Annotated in this window: 9 protein-coding genes and 1 pseudogene; 9 read left to right on the top strand and 1 reads right to left on the bottom strand. The window is 59.9% G+C overall.

The genetic code is table 11. The features are described 5' to 3' along the window. Positions 1 to 22 precede the first annotated feature (22 nt). The 8 genes and pseudogenes from P4S53_RS20910 to P4S53_RS20875 all read left to right on the top strand — a co-directional run bounded on the left by P4S53_RS20910 (position 23) and on the right by P4S53_RS20875 (position 15,791). The gene (locus P4S53_RS20910) at positions 23 to 1,249 is read left to right on the top strand and encodes an isochorismate synthase (RefSeq protein ID WP_337114202.1); all 1,227 of its coding nucleotides are present in this window, start codon (positions 23 to 25) and stop codon (positions 1,247 to 1,249) included. Then, positions 1,177 to 2,405 (top strand): annotated as a pseudogene (locus tag P4S53_RS20905) (AMP-binding protein); the annotation flags it as partial. The gene P4S53_RS20910 and the pseudogene P4S53_RS20905, both read left to right, overlap by 73 nt. Positions 2,406 to 2,534: 129 nt before the next feature. Then, the gene (locus P4S53_RS22690; RefSeq protein ID WP_442958699.1) at positions 2,535 to 2,930 is read left to right on the top strand and encodes an AMP-binding enzyme; all 396 of its coding nucleotides are present in this window, start codon (positions 2,535 to 2,537) and stop codon (positions 2,928 to 2,930) included. Beyond that, positions 2,927 to 3,844 (top strand): isochorismatase family protein, encoded by a 918-nt coding sequence (locus P4S53_RS20895; RefSeq protein WP_337114199.1) that lies wholly within the window; start codon positions 2,927 to 2,929, stop codon positions 3,842 to 3,844. The genes P4S53_RS22690 and P4S53_RS20895 overlap by 4 nt, the downstream gene beginning before the upstream one ends. After that, positions 3,841 to 6,969 (top strand): amino acid adenylation domain-containing protein, encoded by a 3,129-nt coding sequence (locus tag P4S53_RS20890; RefSeq protein ID WP_337114198.1) that lies wholly within the window; start codon positions 3,841 to 3,843, stop codon positions 6,967 to 6,969. The genes P4S53_RS20895 and P4S53_RS20890 overlap by 4 nt, the downstream gene beginning before the upstream one ends. After that, complete coding sequence (dhbA, locus tag P4S53_RS20885; RefSeq protein WP_442958676.1) at positions 6,969 to 7,766, top strand: 2,3-dihydro-2,3-dihydroxybenzoate dehydrogenase; 798 nt, start codon at positions 6,969 to 6,971, stop codon at positions 7,764 to 7,766. The genes P4S53_RS20890 and dhbA overlap by 1 nt, the downstream gene beginning before the upstream one ends. A 32-nt stretch (positions 7,767 to 7,798) precedes the next feature. Beyond that, the gene (locus P4S53_RS20880; RefSeq protein ID WP_337114197.1) at positions 7,799 to 14,266 is read left to right on the top strand and encodes an amino acid adenylation domain-containing protein; all 6,468 of its coding nucleotides are present in this window, start codon (positions 7,799 to 7,801) and stop codon (positions 14,264 to 14,266) included. Continuing rightward, positions 14,253 to 15,791, top strand: a complete 1,539-nt coding sequence (locus tag P4S53_RS20875) for an amino acid adenylation domain-containing protein (RefSeq protein WP_337114196.1) — start codon at positions 14,253 to 14,255, stop codon at positions 15,789 to 15,791. Before P4S53_RS20880 ends, P4S53_RS20875 begins: the two co-directional genes overlap by 14 nt. Before the next feature lie 142 nt (positions 15,792 to 15,933). On the opposite strand, the gene P4S53_RS20870 is transcribed toward P4S53_RS20875, so the two are convergent. Further along, positions 15,934 to 16,866 carry an iron-siderophore ABC transporter substrate-binding protein gene (locus P4S53_RS20870; RefSeq protein WP_337114195.1) on the bottom strand — a complete coding sequence of 311 codons (933 nt, stop codon included), beginning with the start codon at positions 16,864 to 16,866 and terminating at the stop codon, positions 15,934 to 15,936. 198 nt (positions 16,867 to 17,064) lie between these two features. Here P4S53_RS20870 and P4S53_RS20865 point away from each other — a divergent pair, with 198 nt between their 5' ends. After that, on the top strand, positions 17,065 to 18,030 hold the full coding sequence (locus tag P4S53_RS20865; protein WP_337114194.1) for a FecCD family ABC transporter permease: 966 nt from the start codon (positions 17,065 to 17,067) through the stop codon (positions 18,028 to 18,030). The last annotated feature ends 4 nt before the right edge of the window (positions 18,031 to 18,034 follow it).

Raw genomic sequence — 18,034 nt, 5'->3', positions numbered from 1 at the left:
TGCGTAAAAAGGGAGTTGTGACATGCAACAGACTCAAAGTGAGAATCCAATACTGAATCCGGTATTCTCACCGAATCATGATCTTTTCTTCTCGTCTGTGTACCGGACCGTCAAAGGGAAGGGCATCAGCCAAGTGATCACCACACCTGCCATTCACGGTGAAGACAGCCAGAGTGAATTCCAGCAGGTCATACAGCAGGCATTCGCCAAAGAAAAAGCCAAAGGCGTTGAAAATCCGATTCTGATCGGTTCGATTCCGTTCGATGTCTCTGAGCCATCCTGCCTCTACATTCCACAAAGCGTCGAAGTGACCGAACATCAGCCGGATGCCTTCGGTGCGCTTGGCGGAATGCCAGCCAGCAAACCGTTGCAGGTTGTGGCCAGGCGCAGTGAGCCGGAAGAGTCGGTATTCAAGCAGGCCGTCGCGCAGGCGGTGGAAAAATTTCAGCGCACTCAGCTGGAAAAAGCCGTGCTGTCGCGGGTGCTGAACATTGAGCTCAGCGATGACATCTCGGCCAGTGATATTCTGGCTCGCCTGATCAAACAAAACCCGACCGGCTTCCATTTCGCCATTCCGCAGCAGGATCAGTCCGTGTTACTGGGCGCCAGTCCAGAGCTGCTGATCCGCCAGGAAGGGCTGCAGATTCTGTCCAACCCACTGGCAGGCTCGGCGAAGCGTCAGGCCAGTGCAGAGGCTGATCAGCAAGTGAGTCAAACACTGCTGCAGTCGGTCAAAGACAGGTACGAGCATCGTCTGGTGATCGATGAGATTGCCCAGCAGCTCAAGCCTTACTGCCGCGAGCTGGATGTGCCTGCCGGTCCGTCTTTGATCCATACCCCGACCATGTGGCATCTGTCGACCCGGATTGAAGGCCAGCTCAAGACGCCGGAACAGACACCAAATCTGTCAGAAGCGTCCCCTTATAACGTGCTACAACTGGCGTGTCTGCTGCACCCGACCCCTGCGGTATGCGGTTTTCCGTTCAACCTGTCGCGGGATGCGATCAAAGAGCTGGAAGGCTATGAGCGCGGCATGTTTACCGGCATGGTCGGCTGGTGCGATTCCCAGGGCAACGGCGAATGGGCAGTGACGATCCGGTGCGGTAAAGTGCGCGAAAAATCCGTTCGCTTGTTTGCCGGGGCCGGTATCGTTGACGCTTCCTGCCCGCAGGCCGAATGGGCGGAAACCGAAGCCAAGCTGGGCACCATGCTCAACGCCTTCGGGCTGGGCGAGCAGGGGGTGGCATGAGTATTGCCTTTACGCCCTGGCCGCCAGCGCTGGCCGACCAGTACCGCCAGAAAGGCTATTGGACCGACGTGCCCATGACCGACATCCTGACACGCCATCTGGAAGAACGCGGTGATCATCAGGCGCTGATTTGCGGTGATCGCAGCTGGACGTACCGCCAGCTTGAGCAGGATGCCGAGCGTCTGGCGGTATCCCTGCTGCGGCAGGGGGTGAAACCCGGTGAGACCGCGCTGGTACACCTGCCGAATGTCGCGGAGTTCTACATTGTTTTCTTTGCCCTGATGAAAGTGGGCGTGGTGGCGGTGAATGCCTTGTTCAGCCATAACCGGCATGAGCTGACGGCTTACGCCGAGCAGATTCGGCCGACACTGGCGATCGTCTCGGCCCGTCACAGTTTATTTGCAGACGGCGAGTTTGCGCAGGTGCTTAGCCAGCAGGTGCCCACGCTGAAGCACTGGCTGGTTGATGGCGATGCCGGTTTCGGCAGCTCGCTCGCCGCGGCCATTGCAGGCAGATCGGCGGAGCAACACGTGCAACAGAATCAGACCGATGAGGTGCTGAACTGGCCGGTGCTGTCGGCCGCTGAAGTAGCCTTTTTCCAGCTGTCCGGCGGCAGTACCGGCACCCCGAAACTGATCCCCCGCACCCATAATGACTATTACTACAGCGTGCGTGCCAGTGCAGACATTTGCCAGCTGGATACCAACACGGTTTTCCTGTGTGCACTCCCGGCGCCGCACAACTTTACCCTGAGCTCACCGGGCGCGCTGGGCGTATTCTACGCCGGGGGGCCGTGGTGCTGGCGGCCGAGCCAAGCCCGATGACCTGCTTTCCGCTGATCCAACGCCACCAGGTCACTATGACCTCTCTGGTGCCACCGGCGGTTACGTTGTGGCTGCAGGCGGCTGCGGATGATCGCTCGGCGCTGGACAGCCTGCAATGGCTGCAGGTCGGCGGCGCCCGCCTCGGGGAAAGCCTTGCCCGCCGGATTGAACCCGAACTGGGTTGCCGCTTGCAGCAGGTGTTCGGCATGGCCGAAGGGCTGGTGAATTACACCCGCTTTGACGACAGCGAGTGGCATGTGCTGAATACCCAGGGACGCCCGATCAGCGACGATGACGAAGTGCGCATCGTGGATGAGGACGGCCAGGATGTGCCGCGCGGCACCCCCGGCGCGCTGCTGACCCGTGGTCCTTATACCTTCCGTGGCTATTACAACAGTCCGGAGCACAATCGCGTCGCATTTGATCAGGACGGCTTTTACCGCTCCGGCGATGTGGTGGTGATGACCGAAGACGGCTATCTGATGGTGGTCGGCCGCGACAAAGATCAGATCAACCGCGGCGGCGAAAAAGTGGCCGCCGAAGAGATCGAAAACCAGCTGCTGGCGCTGCCGGAAATTACTCAGGCGGCACTGGTTGCCATGCCGGATGACGTGATGGGCGAGAAAAGCTGCGCCTTCATTGTCACCACGAACCCCAAACTGAAAACCCTCAGTATCCGGAAGCACCTGCGGACGTGCGGTATCGCCGACTACAAGCTGCCGGATCGGATTGAGAAAGTCGACGCCTTACCCATGACGCACGTCGGCAAAATTGACAAAAAAGCCCTGCGTCAGTTGATTGCCAACCAAATACAAGCCCAGTCACAGCCTCAGCCAGAAAAGGACGTTTTATCATGACTATTCCAGCATTACCGACTTATACCATGCCTGCTGCCGAGGCTTTTCCTGCCAACAAAGTGTCGTGGGCCTTTGACCCGCAAAAAGCGGCGTTTCTGATCCACGATATGCAGGAGTATTTTGTCAGTTTCTATGCGCGTGACAGCGCCCTGATGCAAACCCTGCTCAGCAATCTGGTTGCCCTGAAAGCCTTCTGTAAAGCCAATGGCATTCCGGTGATCTACACTGCTCAGCCGAAAGAGCAGAACATGGCAGACCGGGCCTTGCTGAACGACATGTGGGGGCCGGGTCTGAACAAATCTCCTGAGCTGCAACAAGTGGTTGCCGCACTGGCACCGGAAGCGGGCGATACCGTGCTCGACAAATGGCGATACTCGGCGTTTCAGCGCTCGCCGCTGGAACACATGCTCAAAGAGCTGGGTCGTGATCAGCTGCTGATCGGCGGGATTTACGGTCACATTGGCTGCCTGATGACGGCCGTGGACGCCTTTATGCGCGACATCAAGCCTTTCATGGTTGGCGATGCGATTGCGGATTTCTCACTGGAAGAGCATGAAATGGCGCTGAAATATGTCGCTGGTCGTGCCGGTATGGTGGTCTCGACCGCTGCGCTGATCGGCACGGCGCCGCAGGCTGGCTCACAGCACAGCGCGTTGCCGGAAGTACTGACCCGCGCCGGTTTGCTGGCGCGCATTGCCCGGCTGGTGGAAGAAGAGGAAGACGAGTTTGATCCGGAGGAAAACCTGATCGACTACGGTCTGGATTCAGTGCAGATCATGTCATTGATCACCGAATGGCGTAAGCACGGGGTGGTGATGAACTTCGTCCAGCTGGCGGAAACGCCGACCTTCAATCACTGGTGGAGCTTACTCGAAGCCGCACTGCACAATGTGAACCCGGAGGTGCAGGCATGACAGCACTCAATACGGCTCAGCACGGGCTGTGGCTGGGACACACCCTGAACGAAGACAAGGCGTTGTTCAACACCGCCGAATGTATTGTGTTTGACGGCAAAGTGGATGCCGGCAAACTGGAAATGGCGGTGCGTCAGGCGGTGGCGGAAAGCGAATGCCTGTCCTGTTATTACCGCAGCGAGAATGAACAGCCGTACCGGGTTGCGGCCACTGAGCCTGTGACATTTGCGGTGGTGGAACTCGAATTGTCCGGCGGACAGGACGCCGAGCTGGCGGCTGTGCGTCGCTGGGCCGAACAGGATATGACGCAGGCGTTCGATCTTGAGCAGCAGTTGCCCGGCCGCTTCGCACTGCTGCGCGGCGAGCAGCAGGACTATCTCTATAACTGCGTGCACCATATTGCCCTGGATGGCTTCGGCACCACGCTGGTATTCCAGCGCATCGCCGAGATTTATTCCCTGCTGGTGCAGGGCGTGCCGGTCACGCCTTCGCCGTTCGGCGCCTTTCAGGCGGTGCTGGATGAAGATCAGCACCGCCGCGACTCCGGCGCCTATGACAAAGCCCGTCAGTTCTGGCTCGATACCCTGGCCGGCAATACAGCACCTTCCTCGTACAGCCGCGAGATAGCGCCGATTGCGGCCCGCTTTCACCGCGAGAGTACGACCTTCAGCGACAACCTCTGGCAGCAGTGCCAGCGCCTGGCTGATGAGCATCAGCTGACCTGGGTCGATATCTTCCTCGCCGCGCTCTGCACCCATCTGCGTCACTACAGCGACACCGAACAGGTGGTGCTGGGCATGATGGTGATGAACCGTCTGGGCTCGAAATCTCTGACCGTGCCCAGCATGCAGATGAACATCGTGCCGCTGGTGGTTGAGATCTGCGGTGACGACGATCTGCTGAGTGTGGCGCGTAAAGTGGCGGCACACAAAAAGAAAATGCGCCGTTTCCAGCATTATCGCTATGAAGATCTGCGCCGTGACCTGAACCGGGTCGGCGGCAGTCAGCGCTTATATGGCGCGCTGGTCAATATCATGCCGTTTGATCATCCGCTGCAGTACGGCAGCCTGGCGGCTGAGACGCTGAATCTCAGTGCGGGACCGGTGGAAGATCTGACCATCGAGCTGCACAGCAAATCGGAAGGACTGCCGATGGTGGACTTTGATGCTAACCCGGCCGTGTATGGGCAGGGCGATCTGGTCAGCCTGCAACAGGAACTGCTGAGCCTGCTGGTAAACTGGTTAGCGGCGCCGGATCAGAGCACAGCCACCCTGCTTGGCGGTCTGCATGCTCAGGCCAGACTGGACGCTGTGATCCGCAATGAGGAAACCACACTGGCCGGTACGGAAGTGACTTCTGTGCTGGCCGCGATCCGTCGCCATGCCGCTCAGCACCCGGATGCGATTGCGCTGGAGCAGGATGGGGCATCGCTGAGCTACCAGAGCCTGATGGAAAAAGCCGATGCGGCCGCCAGCGCTTTGCTGGCGCAGGGCGTACAGCCGGGAGATAAAGTCGGGGTCGCACTGAGCCGCTCTCTGCCGTGTATCACCACGGTACTGGGCGTGATGCTGAGCGGCGCCGTTTACGTGCCGCTGGATCCGGAGCAGCCGATTGAACGTCAGAGCAGCATCGTCAGCCAGGCCGGTATTCGCATTCTGATCACTGAAGCCCAGCACCAGCACCGTCTGTCGGTGCTACCGGTTACGATTCAGCTGGCCGGTCATCTGCATGCCGCGCCTGTGGCTTTGCCGGACACGGCGAGCTCAGATCTGGCCTATATCATGTTCACCTCCGGCTCGACCGGACAGCCCAAAGGCGTGGCCATCAGCCACCAGGCAATGGATCATTTCGTGGCCGCCGCCGCCCTCCGGTATGGCATCGGCGCGAGCGATCGGGTGTTGCAGTTTGCCCCGTTCAACTTTGATGCCAGCATCGAAGAGATCTTTGTCACCTTAAGTCAGGGTGCCACGCTGGTGCTGCGAACCGATGCCATGCTCGAATCGATGGCGACCTTCTCTGATTCAATCGCCGCCGCCGGGATCAGCCTGCTGGATCTGCCGACCGCGTTCTGGAATGAATGGGTGGTCAGCCTGCAGGCGGGCACAGCGACCCTGCCAGCCAGCTTAAAAGCCGTGATTATCGGCGGTGAAGCTGTGTACCCCGAACCACTGGCTCAGTGGCAGAAGGTGGTTGAGCAGGCCGGGAGCGCTGACGGTGTTCGCCTGTTCAATACCTATGGTCCGACGGAAACCACAGTCGTAGCCACCTGCAGCGAACTGCAGGAGTTCCGCGGCCAGCACAGCCAGTTACCGATTGGCCTGCCGCTGCCCGGGGTTGAAGTCCTGGTGCTGGATGCGCAGTCCCGTCCGGCGAGTACCGGTGAGCTGGTCATTCTGGGCAATACCCTGGCAGACGGCTATCTGGGACAGACCCATCCGGCCTTTATCCACCTGCAGGTCGGTAATGTGTCGCGCCGGGCTTATCGCACCGGTGACCGGGTGACGCTGACTGACGGCCAGCTGACCTATCTGGGACGTATCGATAACGAGTTCAAAATCAGCGGCTATCGCATTCAACCGGGTGAAGTGGAATCTCACTTGCTGGCTCTGGATGGGGTGGACGAAGCCTGTGTGCAGGGCATGGTGTTTGATAACGGGATCCGTCGTCTGGTGGCCTTTGTCGCTGGCGAAGGGCACGATGACTTTGATGCGCTGAGTATCAAAAAAGCCCTGCAGGACAACCTGCCACCGGCCATGGTCCCGACCGATTTCCGCTTTTTTGCCAGCCTGCCGAAAACCGGCAGCAACAAGGTGGATCGCAAAGCCCTGGTGGCCGGTTATCAGAATGACAGCGCCGAGCAGGTGCTGGCCAGCGAGACCGAAAATCGGGTCGGCACTGTCTGGCAGCAGATCCTCGGGGTCAGCGCGATTCAATCACAGGACAATTTCTTTGAGCTGGGCGGCCAGTCCCTGCAGACCATTCAGATTGTGAACCGTCTGGGCGCGGAGTTCGATGTCAGCATCAAGGTGTCCGATGTGTTTGACCGGCCGGTGCTGAGTGATTTCTGTCGTTATCTCGATGAGATGCAGCAGCAGAGCGAAGACGAAGTGGAGATGGTGTGGTGATGGCAGCGCAGCAGCAAACAGCAATGACCTTCAGCGGTCAGTTCGCCAACAAAGTCGTCTGGGTGACCGGCGCCGCCCGTGGCATCGGGCACGCGGTCGCCATGAGCTTCCACCAGCTGGGCGCTCAGGTGATCGGTTTGGATATTGATTTCAGCGCCGCCCATGAAGCGGGCATTGAACATCCGTTTGCCACCTATACGGTGGATATCAGCAACCCGGATGCAGTCCGGGAAGTGGCGCAGAGGATTCTGACGGCCTTCCCTGTGATTGATGTCCTGGCCAATGTCGCCGGGATTCTGCGGATGGGCCAGACCGAGGAGTTGAGCGTGGAGGACTGGCACACCTGCCTGAACGTGAATGCGTCCGGGGTGTTTTACCTGCTGCAGCAGGTGATCCCTGTGTTTAAGCAGCAGCGTCACGGCGCTGTGGTCACGGTCAGCTCCAATGCCGCGCACGTGCCGCGTCAGCACATGACCGCTTATTGCGCGTCCAAGGCCGCGCTCAGCAGCCTGGCCAACTGCGCTGCCCTGGAGCTGGCGCCGTATGGCGTGCGCTGCAACCTGGTGTCACCGGGCTCGACCGATACGCCGATGCAGCGTTCACTGTGGCAAAGCGAAGATGCTGAGCAGCGTACCATTGCCGGTTTCCCCGAGCAGTTCAAGCTGGGCATTCCGCTCGGCAAAATCGCTCAGCCGCAGGAAATCGCTCAGGTTGTGGTGTTCCTGGCGTCTGATCTGGCCAGCCACGTCACCCTGCAGGATATCGTGGTCGACGGCGGGGCCATTCTCAACGCCTGAGCAGGCGCTCAACAGTGAAACAGGAAAACACAATGACAGACATGATTTCATTTTTGGCGGATCTTGAGCGCAAAGGCATCCGGCTGGCACTGAACGAGAAAGGTCAGCTGACTTCTCAGTGCAGCAAGCAGGCACTGACGCCGGAAATCGGACAACAGATCCGCGACAATAAAGACGCCATCATTCGCTGCCTGCGTGCCCGCCAGGCTTACGAACAACCCATTCCGGTACAACAGGCGGCCTCCGGGCCGCTTTCTTTCTCGCAAAGCGGTTTGTGGTTTATTGAGCAATACGAAGACAACTCGCACCTGTACAACATGCCGGTGCATTTCCGCCTGACCGGTCAGCTGGATGTCGGCGCGCTGGAATACGCGTTTTCGGCACTGGCACACAAGCATGCCAGCCTGCGAACCCGCTTTCTGCGCAACAGCCAGGGTAAAGGTGAGCAACACATTGCGGCGCAGACTGAGCTGACGGTGATACATCATGACTTGTCTCATCTGGACAAAGCCGCGCGGGAGCAGGCACTGCTGAAAATGGTCGAAGAGGACATTTACCGGCCATTTGATCTGGAGCTGGGCGGCCTGACCCGGGTCGAATTGGTGAAGCTGGGGGAGGCAGAGCATCTGCTGATGCTGACCCAGCACCACATTATTTCTGACGGCTGGTCGGTCAAAAACATGTTTGCCGACTTCAAGCAGGCGTTTCTGGCCTATCAGAATAACCAGCAGCAGCCGGTCAAACCAACCGCGGTCAACTATATCGATTACGCCCACTGGCTCAATTCCCCGGCGTTTCGCGACTATCACGAAGAGTTTCGTCCGTTCTGGGTTGAACGCCTGAAAGGCATCCCGGAAGTGCATGCCCTGCCGCTGGATAAACCGCGTCCGGCCAGTCACAACAATGACGGCGCGCTGGTGTTTTCTGAGATTTCTCTGCCGAAGTGGCAGCAGTTCCAGCGTCTGTGCCAGCAGAACAGCAGCTCTTATTTTATCGGCCTGCATGCCGTGTTCTCACTGCTGATGGCCCGTCTGGGCGGCGATAACGACGTGGTGATCGGGACGCCGCTGGCGTACCGTGAGCGCGCTGATATCGAAGATGTGGTGGGCTTTTTCGTCAATACCATCGTGCTGCGGACGCAGCTTGATGAGCGCTTGACCTTTGCCGACTATCTGCGCTACTGCCGCGAGCAGGATCTGGCGGCCTTTGATCATCAGCTGTTCCGTTTTGAGTCGCTCAGCGAAGCGATCGGGGCCGACCGGACCACAGCCCTGAATCCTATCTTCCAGATCATGCTGGTCTATCAGGCCAAGGTGGATTTTAACGATCTGATCCCTGGCTGTGGCGCAGTGGAAGAGCCTTCGCCGGTACTGCCGGCAAAAACCGATCTGTCACTCAAGGTTACCGAACTGGTTGACGGCGTGCGACTGGAATGGCTCTACAGCAAAGGCGTGTTTGAACATCAGACCGTGGCACGTTTTGCAGACATGTTCCTGATGTTGCTGGACGGCATTCTGGCGGCGCCTCACGCCAATGTGATGCAGTTGCCTATGGTTGATCACGCGCATCAGGACAGCATCGCTCAGGCACTGGCAGCTTTGCCGGCCCGCGTCGATGCTCCCATGCTGATCCACGAGCAGGTGAGCCGTCATGCGGCAGCCTGTCCGGCTCAGCCAGCCGTCACCGGATTCGACCGGACGCTGACGTATCAGGCACTGGAGCAGGCGTCGAACCGGCTGGCGCATTACCTGCTGGGTCTGAATCCGGCGGGGGACGCTCAGCAGACGGACAAGAAAATCGGTGTGGTCGCCAGCCGGACTGCTCAGTATGCGGTCGCGGCACTGGCGGCCTGGAAAGCCGGCATGAGCTATGTGCCGCTGGATCCGGCCTATCCGACCGCACGGCTGCAGCATCTGGTCGATGATGCCCAACTGGCGGTGGTGATCGCACCGGATGCGCAGTTTGCGGCATCGCATGCGGCATTGACGGGTTGTCAGATCATCAATATGACGGATGAACCGATCCTCGCATCGCTGGCTCAGGCGCCGGATACACCGCCTGCCGTGACGGTCGGCGCGGACGATCTGGCTTATGTGATTTATACCTCAGGCTCGACCGGCCTGCCGAAAGGGGTGGAAGTCGAGCACGGCGCATTTGTCAATGTGCTGACCGACCATACCGCCCGGCTGGCGCTGAGCGCAGACAGCGTGATGCTGAACCCGATGTCGCTGGCTTTTGATGCCGGGAATATGACGGCCATCCTGCCGCTGTTTGCCGGGGCGCAGCTGGTGCTCGGCGAGCCGGATGACACCTTGCTCGATCAGGCCGAGGCGCACGGCGCCACGCATATGATCAGCTCAACCGCGCTGTTTGCCGCCATGGCACCGCGTCCGTTCACTACGCTCAAGACGGTTGCGTTTGGCGGCGAAGCCTGTCCGGCCACCCTGGCGGCCAGCTGGCAGGGCAGACTGCGTCTGCTCAATATGTATGGCCCGACTGAATTTACCGTCACTGCGCTGGTGAAAGAACTGCAACCGGGTGAGCCGGTGACCATTGGTCATCCGGTTGACAATACCCAGGCGCTGATCCTTGATGCGCAGGGCCAGCTGTGCCCTGTGGGTGTCGCGGGTGAGCTGTGCCTGGCCGGTCTGGGGCTGGCGCGGGGTTACCTGAACCAGCCGGAACTGACGGCCAAAGTTTTTGTGACCGTGGAAATTGCCGGACAGACGGTGCGTTGCTATCGCACCGGTGATAAGGCCCGCTGGCTCAATAACGGCGAAGTGGAATATCTGGGACGGATGGATCAGCAGGTCAAACTGCGCGGTTACCGGATTGAACTGGCTGAAATTGAAAGTCAGATCGCCAAAGTGGCCCCGCAGCTGCATCAGGTGCGGGTGATTGTCGCCGGTGAAGGCGCGCAGCGCCAGCTGGTGGCCTATGCCACGGCGGAAACCTCCTCTGCGACAAATCAGCAGCCGGATCCGGGACAGATCCTGTCTGTCGCCGCGCGGATTTTGCCTGAGTACATGGTACCGGCAGAGCTGATTGTGCTCGATGAACTGCCGCTGACCGTCAACGGCAAGCTGGATATCAGCCGCCTGCCAGAACGCCAGATGGCGACCGGAGACGGCGTCCAGCCGCAAACGGCGATGGAAGCGCAGGTGCTGGCGATCTGGCGCGAGGTGCTCAATACCGAACTGGGCGTGGAAGATGATTTCTTCCGCCTGGGCGGGGATTCGATTCTCAGTATCCAGCTCAATACCCGGCTGCGTGATGCCGGCTTTGCCTGCACCGTGAAAGATGTGTTTGAAGCCAAAACAGTCCGCAAACTGTGCCGGACCCTGGCTGCGCATGCCGAGACGGAGCGGGCGGTCGATGCGGAGCAGGGCCAGCTGTCCGGGACCTTTGACTTGCATCCGATCCAGCGCTGGTTCGATGCCCAGCCGTTCGCCCGTCCGGCGCACTGGAATCAGGCGGTGGTGCTGGCCATTCCGGATCTGGATTCGGCCCGCCTGACTGAGATCATGACCCGGTTACTGGCCCATCATGATGCCTTGCGTCTGCGGGTCACTGAAGAAAATGGCGTGCGGCGCCAGCGTTATCAGGCCTCTGTGACTGTCCCTGAGCTGACAGAGCTGGATGCCGCCGGGATGACGCAAGCGGAATTGTATGATGCCCTGACTGCGCTGCAATCGCAGTTTGATCTGGAGAACGGGCCGATCATGGCCTGGGCGCGGATTCGTCATCTGCCGGGTGAGGATGCCACGACGTCCCAGAGCGGACTGTTCCTGGCGCTGCATCACTGGGTGGTGGATGCGGTCTCCTGGCGGATCCTGGCCGATGATCTGCAGCGGCTGTCGCAAGGGCTGCCGCTGGCGGATAAAACCTCCAGTTACCGTCAGTGGGGCGATGCACTGAAGGACTATGCCGATCGCCATCCGGCGCAGTTTGATTACTGGCGCCACCAGCTTGAGTCTGCCCGCAATGGCGGAGCCGGCGCGCTGCCTGACACACGCAATCAAGACGCTGACGGCAATGTTATTCCGAGTCAGGCCATGCTGCAGCTGGATCAGACAGAGACCGACCGTCTGGTGGGCCCGGCCAATACCGCCTTCAGCACTGAGGTGCGTGATCTGCTGCTGTCCGCCCTGAGCGTGACGCTCAAGACGCTGGGCTGGGGCGAGCAGTCGACTGTGATGCTCGAAGGCCATGGCCGGGAAGAGATAGGCGCGCAGCTCGATGTCAGTCGCACCGTGGGCTGGTTTACCAGTACCTATCCCTGCACTGTGGCGGTGCAGCCGTCACTGGCTGAAACCATCAAACAGGCCAAGGAAAGCCTGCGCCGGATCCCGGATAACGGGGTCGGTTTTAATGCCCTGCGCTGTTATCACCCGCAGGGTGAGCAGCTGACCTTCTCGCCGGTTGTTTTGAACTATCTCGGTCGTCAGACCCAGAAGCAGGGACAGCAAACAGAGCTGTGGCGTCCCTTGCCTGTGATCCCGGGTCAAACGGCTTCACCACTGAATCCGGGCGCGGAGCTGCTCAGTCTGCATGGCGGGATCTATGACGGCCAGCTGACGCTGCGTCAGGTCGGGGTGCTGGATCAGGCGCTGAGCGAACAGTTCATGGCGGCGTTCAAAGCCAGCCTGCTGAGTGTGATCCAATACTGTGAGCAGCATGCGGAATCTCACGGACGGCAGTCGACCCCATCGGATTATCCGCTGGTGCGTCTGACGCAGCCGGAGCTGGACAGGCTGTGTGAGCGGTTCGAGATAGAGGCACTGCTGCCGGCCTCGTCGCTGCAGCAAAGCATGTTTGCCCATCAGCAGCGCTGCCCGGACGATGAAGCCTATCTGCTGCAGACACCGATCCGTTACCGCCAGCCGGTGGATCTGACGCGTTATCAGCAGGCGTGGCAAGCCGTCGCAGCGGCCTATCCGGCCTTGCGAACCGTGCTGAGCGGCCCGCATCACATCGGTGATCAACTGATCCAGGTCGTGCAGCGTCAGCCGGTTCTGCCGTTCGAGGTGGTGGATCTGACCGGCGAAGCCGATGCAGAGGGGCTGATCGCCGAATATTGTCAGCATGATCGTCAGCGCGGGATTGCGCTGGATGGTGATGCCTTGCTGCGCGTGCGCTGTTTCCGTCTGGCCGGTCATGACCTCCGGGTGATCTTCAGTTGTCACCATGCAGTGATTGACGGCTGGAGCGGCCCGCGTCTGTTTGCCGCGCTGCATCAGGCTTATGAGGCGCTGGCGGAACCTGAGCGTGACGAGCTGTCCGATGTGCTGCCGGTCGATCAGGCCTATCTGGCTCATGCCGAGTATGCAGCCAGCAGCCAGCCTGAGACGGAGGCCTTCTGGGCCGGTAAAGCGCTGGCAACCGCTCAGGCCGATGATTTAACGGCGCTGTTCGGACCGGATTTCGCCGCTTCACCGCTGCAACAGCAGCCAGAAGTGGTGAAAACCGTGCTGAGCGCGCAAGCCCAGGCGGCGCTGCAAGATTTCGCGCGTCAGGTCGGTGTAACCCACAGCACGGTGGCGCAGTTTGCCTGGCACCGTCTGGTTGCCCGCCTGACCGGCCAGTCATCGAAAACCACCACCATAGTGGGCAATGTGGTGCCGGGGCGTGATGCCCCTGTGGACGGGATTGCCGCCAGTGTCGGGCTGTATATCAACACCTTGCCGCTGGTCATGACCTGGCAGGAGGGCGATTCGCTGGCCAGCCAGCTGACGCAGCTGCAGGGAGAGGCCATGGCGCTGAACCAGCATGCGACTCAGTCACTGATGGCCCTGCAGGCCGGACGCAGCCGCCTGTTTGACAGCGTGTTTGTCTATGAGAACTATCCGCGCGCTGAGGCGAACCCTCAGACCCGAACGGATGATGTAAGACTGCGTCCTGAGTTTGGCCCGGCGTTTGAAAAAGTGGAGATCCCGCTCAGTCTGGTGGTCAATGAAGTGGGCGGACAGTTATCGCTGCGCTTTGAATTTGATGCCATGCAGGTGGCGTCATCGCGGGCCAGTGAAGTGCTGAGGCTGTGGCAGGCGGAGTTGCTGCAGGTGATCGCCGCCGATCCGCAGCAGGCATTGCCGCTGACTCCGGTCGAGGAAGCGGCTCAGACTTTGTCGTCTCAGGCGGCGAAGGTCCGGCCTGAGCCGACTGACCCTGAGCGGGGCATGATTGCATCTGAAATGGCTGAGCTGGTCAGTGAAGTCTGGCAGCAAAGTACCTCGCAGCCCGTCACGCCGGACCATGACGCCTGGCATCAGCCTCTGTGCGTGCTGGGGATCAACTCGCTGGCTGCTATTGGTCTGGTGCAACGCCTGAATCATGCGCTGAATATGCATGATGTGTCGGCGTTGGGTGTTACCCAGCCTGTGTCCTTAGCCTTCCTGTATCAGCATGCCACACCGGATGCAATGTGCTGGGCGCTGAGTGCTGCCAGTTCAGAGCCACTGGATCAGCAGTCTGAACAGGAGGTGGCGGATGTCAGCAACTAATCATCGGGCTAAGCTTTGGGCAGATACTGCGCCGGACTTAGCGCCTATGCTGGAGGCCGCCCTGATCGGGGCGGCCGAATCCGGGCGGGTGGCGATTGATTTTGGCGAGCAGTCCATCAGCTACCGCGAACTGCTGGCAGCAGTCAGCCGGGTTCAGCAGCGGCTGAGTCAGGCGGGTTTGCAGCCGGGCAACCGGGTGGGGATCCATGTTGAACGCTCACCGGCCATGATCGCGACCTTGCTGGCCTGCCTGTTTTCCGGCATCGCTTTCGTGCCGCTCGACCCGCTGTTTCCGGCCGGACGGCTGAGAGACATTGCCGAGGAAGCGCAATTGAATGCGGTGCTGGAAACGGGAGCGGCGGATTCAGCGCCGATCGGCTTTTGCTGCCCGGTGCTGTCTTTGGAGCTGCAAGGCGCCGATCAGCCGCAGGCAGGCACTGTGGCGCCAGTGCTTGCGCCTTTGCTGGGTCCGGACACCACGGCCTACATGATGTTTACCTCAGGCTCGACCGGGAAGCCGAAAGGGGTGGTGATCAGCCATCAGGCGCTGGCAACATTCCTGTGTGCCGCAGTGGAACGACTGGGGCTGGATGACAAGTGTCACTGGCTGCTGATCACCACGATTGCCTTTGATATCTCGATGCTGGAGATTTTTGCCCCTTTGCTGGTGGGCGGCCGTCTGCGCTTAACCAACAGTGAGGAGCACAAAGATCCTCATGCCGTTGCCGCCATTCTGGCACGCTATCCCTCGGTCAATACCCTTCAGGCCACGCCGACTTTCTGGCGGATGCTGGTCAACACCGGCTGGCAGGGACAGGCCGGGCTAAGGGCACTGACCGGCGGCGAAGCCTTGGATCGTGCGCTGGCGCAGCAACTGTTAGCACGCAGCGCGGTGCTGTGGAACTGCTATGGTCCGACGGAAGCGACGGTCTGGTCACTGATGTCAGCGGTGCAGCCGGATCAGCCGATCACCATCGGCCGCAGCCTGGCCGGTTATGGTCATCTGGTGCTGGATGAAACCAATCAGCCGGTTGCTGTGGGTCAGGAAGGGGAGTTGTGTATTTATGGCGATGCGCTCAGCGACGGCTACTGGCAAAGGGCGGATTTGACTGAACGCCAGTTCATCACCCGTGATGATGGCCTGCGCTATTACCGCACCGGGGATCACGTCCGGCGGCTGGCGGATGACAGCTATCAGTATTTTGGCCGCCTGGACGGTCAGGTCAAACTGCGCGGCTACCGGATTGAGCTGGGTGAGATTGAAGCGCGGCTTCGTCAGCTGGAAGCGGTCAGGGATGCTGCCGTAACGCTGGAGGGTGAAGGCGAGCAGGCAACGCTGGTCGCCTATCTGGAACAGGGAGAGCAAAGCGGGACTGATGCGCCGGCGATGACCCGCCTGCAACTGCGCAAGGCGCTTGCGGCCCATCTGCCTGGTTATATGATCCCGGGGCGTTTTGTCTGGCTGGCCCGCCTGCCGACAACCGCCAGCGGCAAAGTGGATCGCAAGCAGCTCGCTGCCGGTTAATCTGACCTGTTGCTACAACGAAAAAACCGCCTGATTGACGTCAGGCGGTTTTTTTATGGCTGCGCTTTTTTATAGAAGCACTTTTTATAGAAGCGCTTTTTATGGGCTGCGCTGTTGATGACAGCGCAGGCTCTGCGAGCGCTTACTGTGTCAGCGGCTGGGCATCCGGGGTATTGACCAGTCTGGCGATATCATCCATCACTTTCAGCGCGGCCAGCGGGCCGCCGACTGAGGTCCACAGCGAGCCGTCAACCGGCGCAAAGCGGCCGGATTCAATCGCGCTCAGCTGGCGGAATGCCGGGGTGTTCTCGGCCTGTTGCATCGCTTCAACTGCTTCTCCTGAGGTGCTCAGGGTGCCGATCACCATCCAGTCGCCGTCCAGCACCGCCAGGGCTTCCAGGCTCAGCGACATGGAGTGAGTATGGCCCGGATCCTGCTGGTTGGCAGGGCGCTTCATGCCGACATCGGCGATCACCTGGCTGGCAAACGAGTCACGGAACATGTAAGCCGGGCCTTTCGGGTTCCAGCGCACCACGCTGATGGTCTGGCCCAGTTTGTCACCAATCGCCTGCTTGGTTTGTTCTGCATGGGCCTGATAACGCGTCATGAAGGCATCGGCGTCTGCCTTGCGGTTCAGAATATTGGCGGTGCGCTGGAACACGCTTTTCCAGTTTTCGCCGTAGTTAAAGGTCACCACGGTTGGGGCGATTTCGCCCAGCAGTGCAATCACTTCCGGGCGGTTGGGCGCAGTCAGGATCAGATCCGGTTCCAGCTCAAGAATGGTTTCCAGATTCGGGCGGGACAGATCACCGACGATCTGAATCTCGCCTTGAATGGCCGGGGTCAGATAGCGAGGCAGAGTTTGCTGGCCGCGACCGTTGACCGTGCCGACCGGGGTCATGCCCAGCGCCAGGGCCGTATCCAGATCGATCTCGCTGAGGGTAATCACGCGTTTCGGGTGTGCGGGGACGGTGACTTTCTCACCCAGCGCATCTTCGATGATACGGGTATCGGCAGCACTGGCCTGGCTTGTCATGCAGAACAGGGCCAGGGCCGTAAAAAGGCTTCGTAGCAAAATAACGCTCCTTATGATGCATCTCAATGATTGGAATGAATCTTTCCGAATTGTACTTAATAAAGATATTGAGAACTATTTTTATTTAATGCTGTTCTCAGAAAAGGCGGATTGATATCATGCTCAGCTTCGTTGTTATACATGGAGTTGCAAGCGTGTCGAAACTTCACCTCGTCTGGTTGGGAGCCGGCGTGTTCAGTGTCTGTTTTTTCAGTGATGTCGATGTCAGTCGGCGCCGGGGAATACGGCGCAGCAGAAGCGCTGGCCTACTATTTCTCTGCGATTGAGCCGTCAGAACACATGACCATGGTGATGGATACCCTGCGCTTGCCGCGCACCCTCTGCGCCCTGATGGTCGGTGTCAGCCTGTCGCTGGCCGCTTCCTTACTACAAAGTGCGACCCGTAATCCGCTGGCCGAGCCGGGCTTGCTGGGCGTCAATGCCGGCGCGGTGCTGGGGCTGGTGACCGGCCTGACCTATTTTGGTGTCGAATCGGCTCAGGGCTATCTGGTCTGGTCCGGGCTGGGCGCACTGGCCGGGAATATCGTGGTGCTGCTGGTCGGCCATGTGATGGGCAAATCCAGCCCGCTCAAACTGATTCTGGTCGGGGTGGCGATGAACGCGACCTTCGGCGGTTTATCCAATTATATTTTGCTGTCGAACCAGGTGGTGCTGGATCAGTTCCGGTTCTGGAACCTGGGTTCGCTGGCGGCCGCCGACATGACAGCGATGGCGCTGATCTCGCCCTTTATGCTGACCGCCATCGTGCTGACCTTCCTGTTGGCCCGTCAGCTCACCATGATGCAGCTCGGGGAGCAGCAGGCCAGATCGCTGGGCATTAACACCCACTGGGTGCGCATCGGCGTGCTGCTGGCCTCGACCCTGTTTACCGCCTGTGCCATTTCGGTCGCCGGGCCGATCAGTTTTGTCGGTTTCCTGGCAGCCTATTGTGCCCGTATGGTCGAGCCGGTCCGGCTGTCGGTGCAGGTGATTTTCTCGGCGCTGTTCGGGGTCTGCTTTATTCTGATTGCCGATATTCTGGCCCGCTGGATGATTCAGCCTTATGAGATGCCGAACGGGGTATTACTGGCGATGATCGGTGCGCCTGTGCTGATTGGCGTGGTCCGGCGTGGCGGTTTCCGCTCCCTGCTGGCTGTGAAGTAGGAGA

It is taken from the genome of Photobacterium sp. Hal280 (genome assembly GCF_037162255.1).
Taxonomy (GTDB): Bacteria; Pseudomonadota; Gammaproteobacteria; order Enterobacterales; family Vibrionaceae; genus Photobacterium.
The sequence above is the reverse complement of the archived record's forward strand: the minus strand, read 5'-3'. Positions and strand labels throughout refer to the sequence as shown.

Coding starts and splice junctions, on each gene's coding strand:
- P4S53_RS20890 (WP_337114198.1), top strand. CDS start 3,841: ATGACAGCACTCAATACGGCTCAGCACGGGCTGTGGCTGGGACACACC.
- P4S53_RS20895 (WP_337114199.1), top strand. CDS start 2,927: ATGACTATTCCAGCATTACCGACTTATACCATGCCTGCTGCCGAGGCT.
- dhbA (WP_442958676.1), top strand. CDS start 6,969: ATGGCAGCGCAGCAGCAAACAGCAATGACCTTCAGCGGTCAGTTCGCC.
- P4S53_RS20910 (WP_337114202.1), top strand. CDS start 23: ATGCAACAGACTCAAAGTGAGAATCCAATACTGAATCCGGTATTCTCA.
- P4S53_RS20875 (WP_337114196.1), top strand. CDS start 14,253: ATGTCAGCAACTAATCATCGGGCTAAGCTTTGGGCAGATACTGCGCCG.
- P4S53_RS20880 (WP_337114197.1), top strand. CDS start 7,799: ATGACAGACATGATTTCATTTTTGGCGGATCTTGAGCGCAAAGGCATC.
- P4S53_RS22690 (WP_442958699.1), top strand. CDS start 2,535: ATGACCGAAGACGGCTATCTGATGGTGGTCGGCCGCGACAAAGATCAG.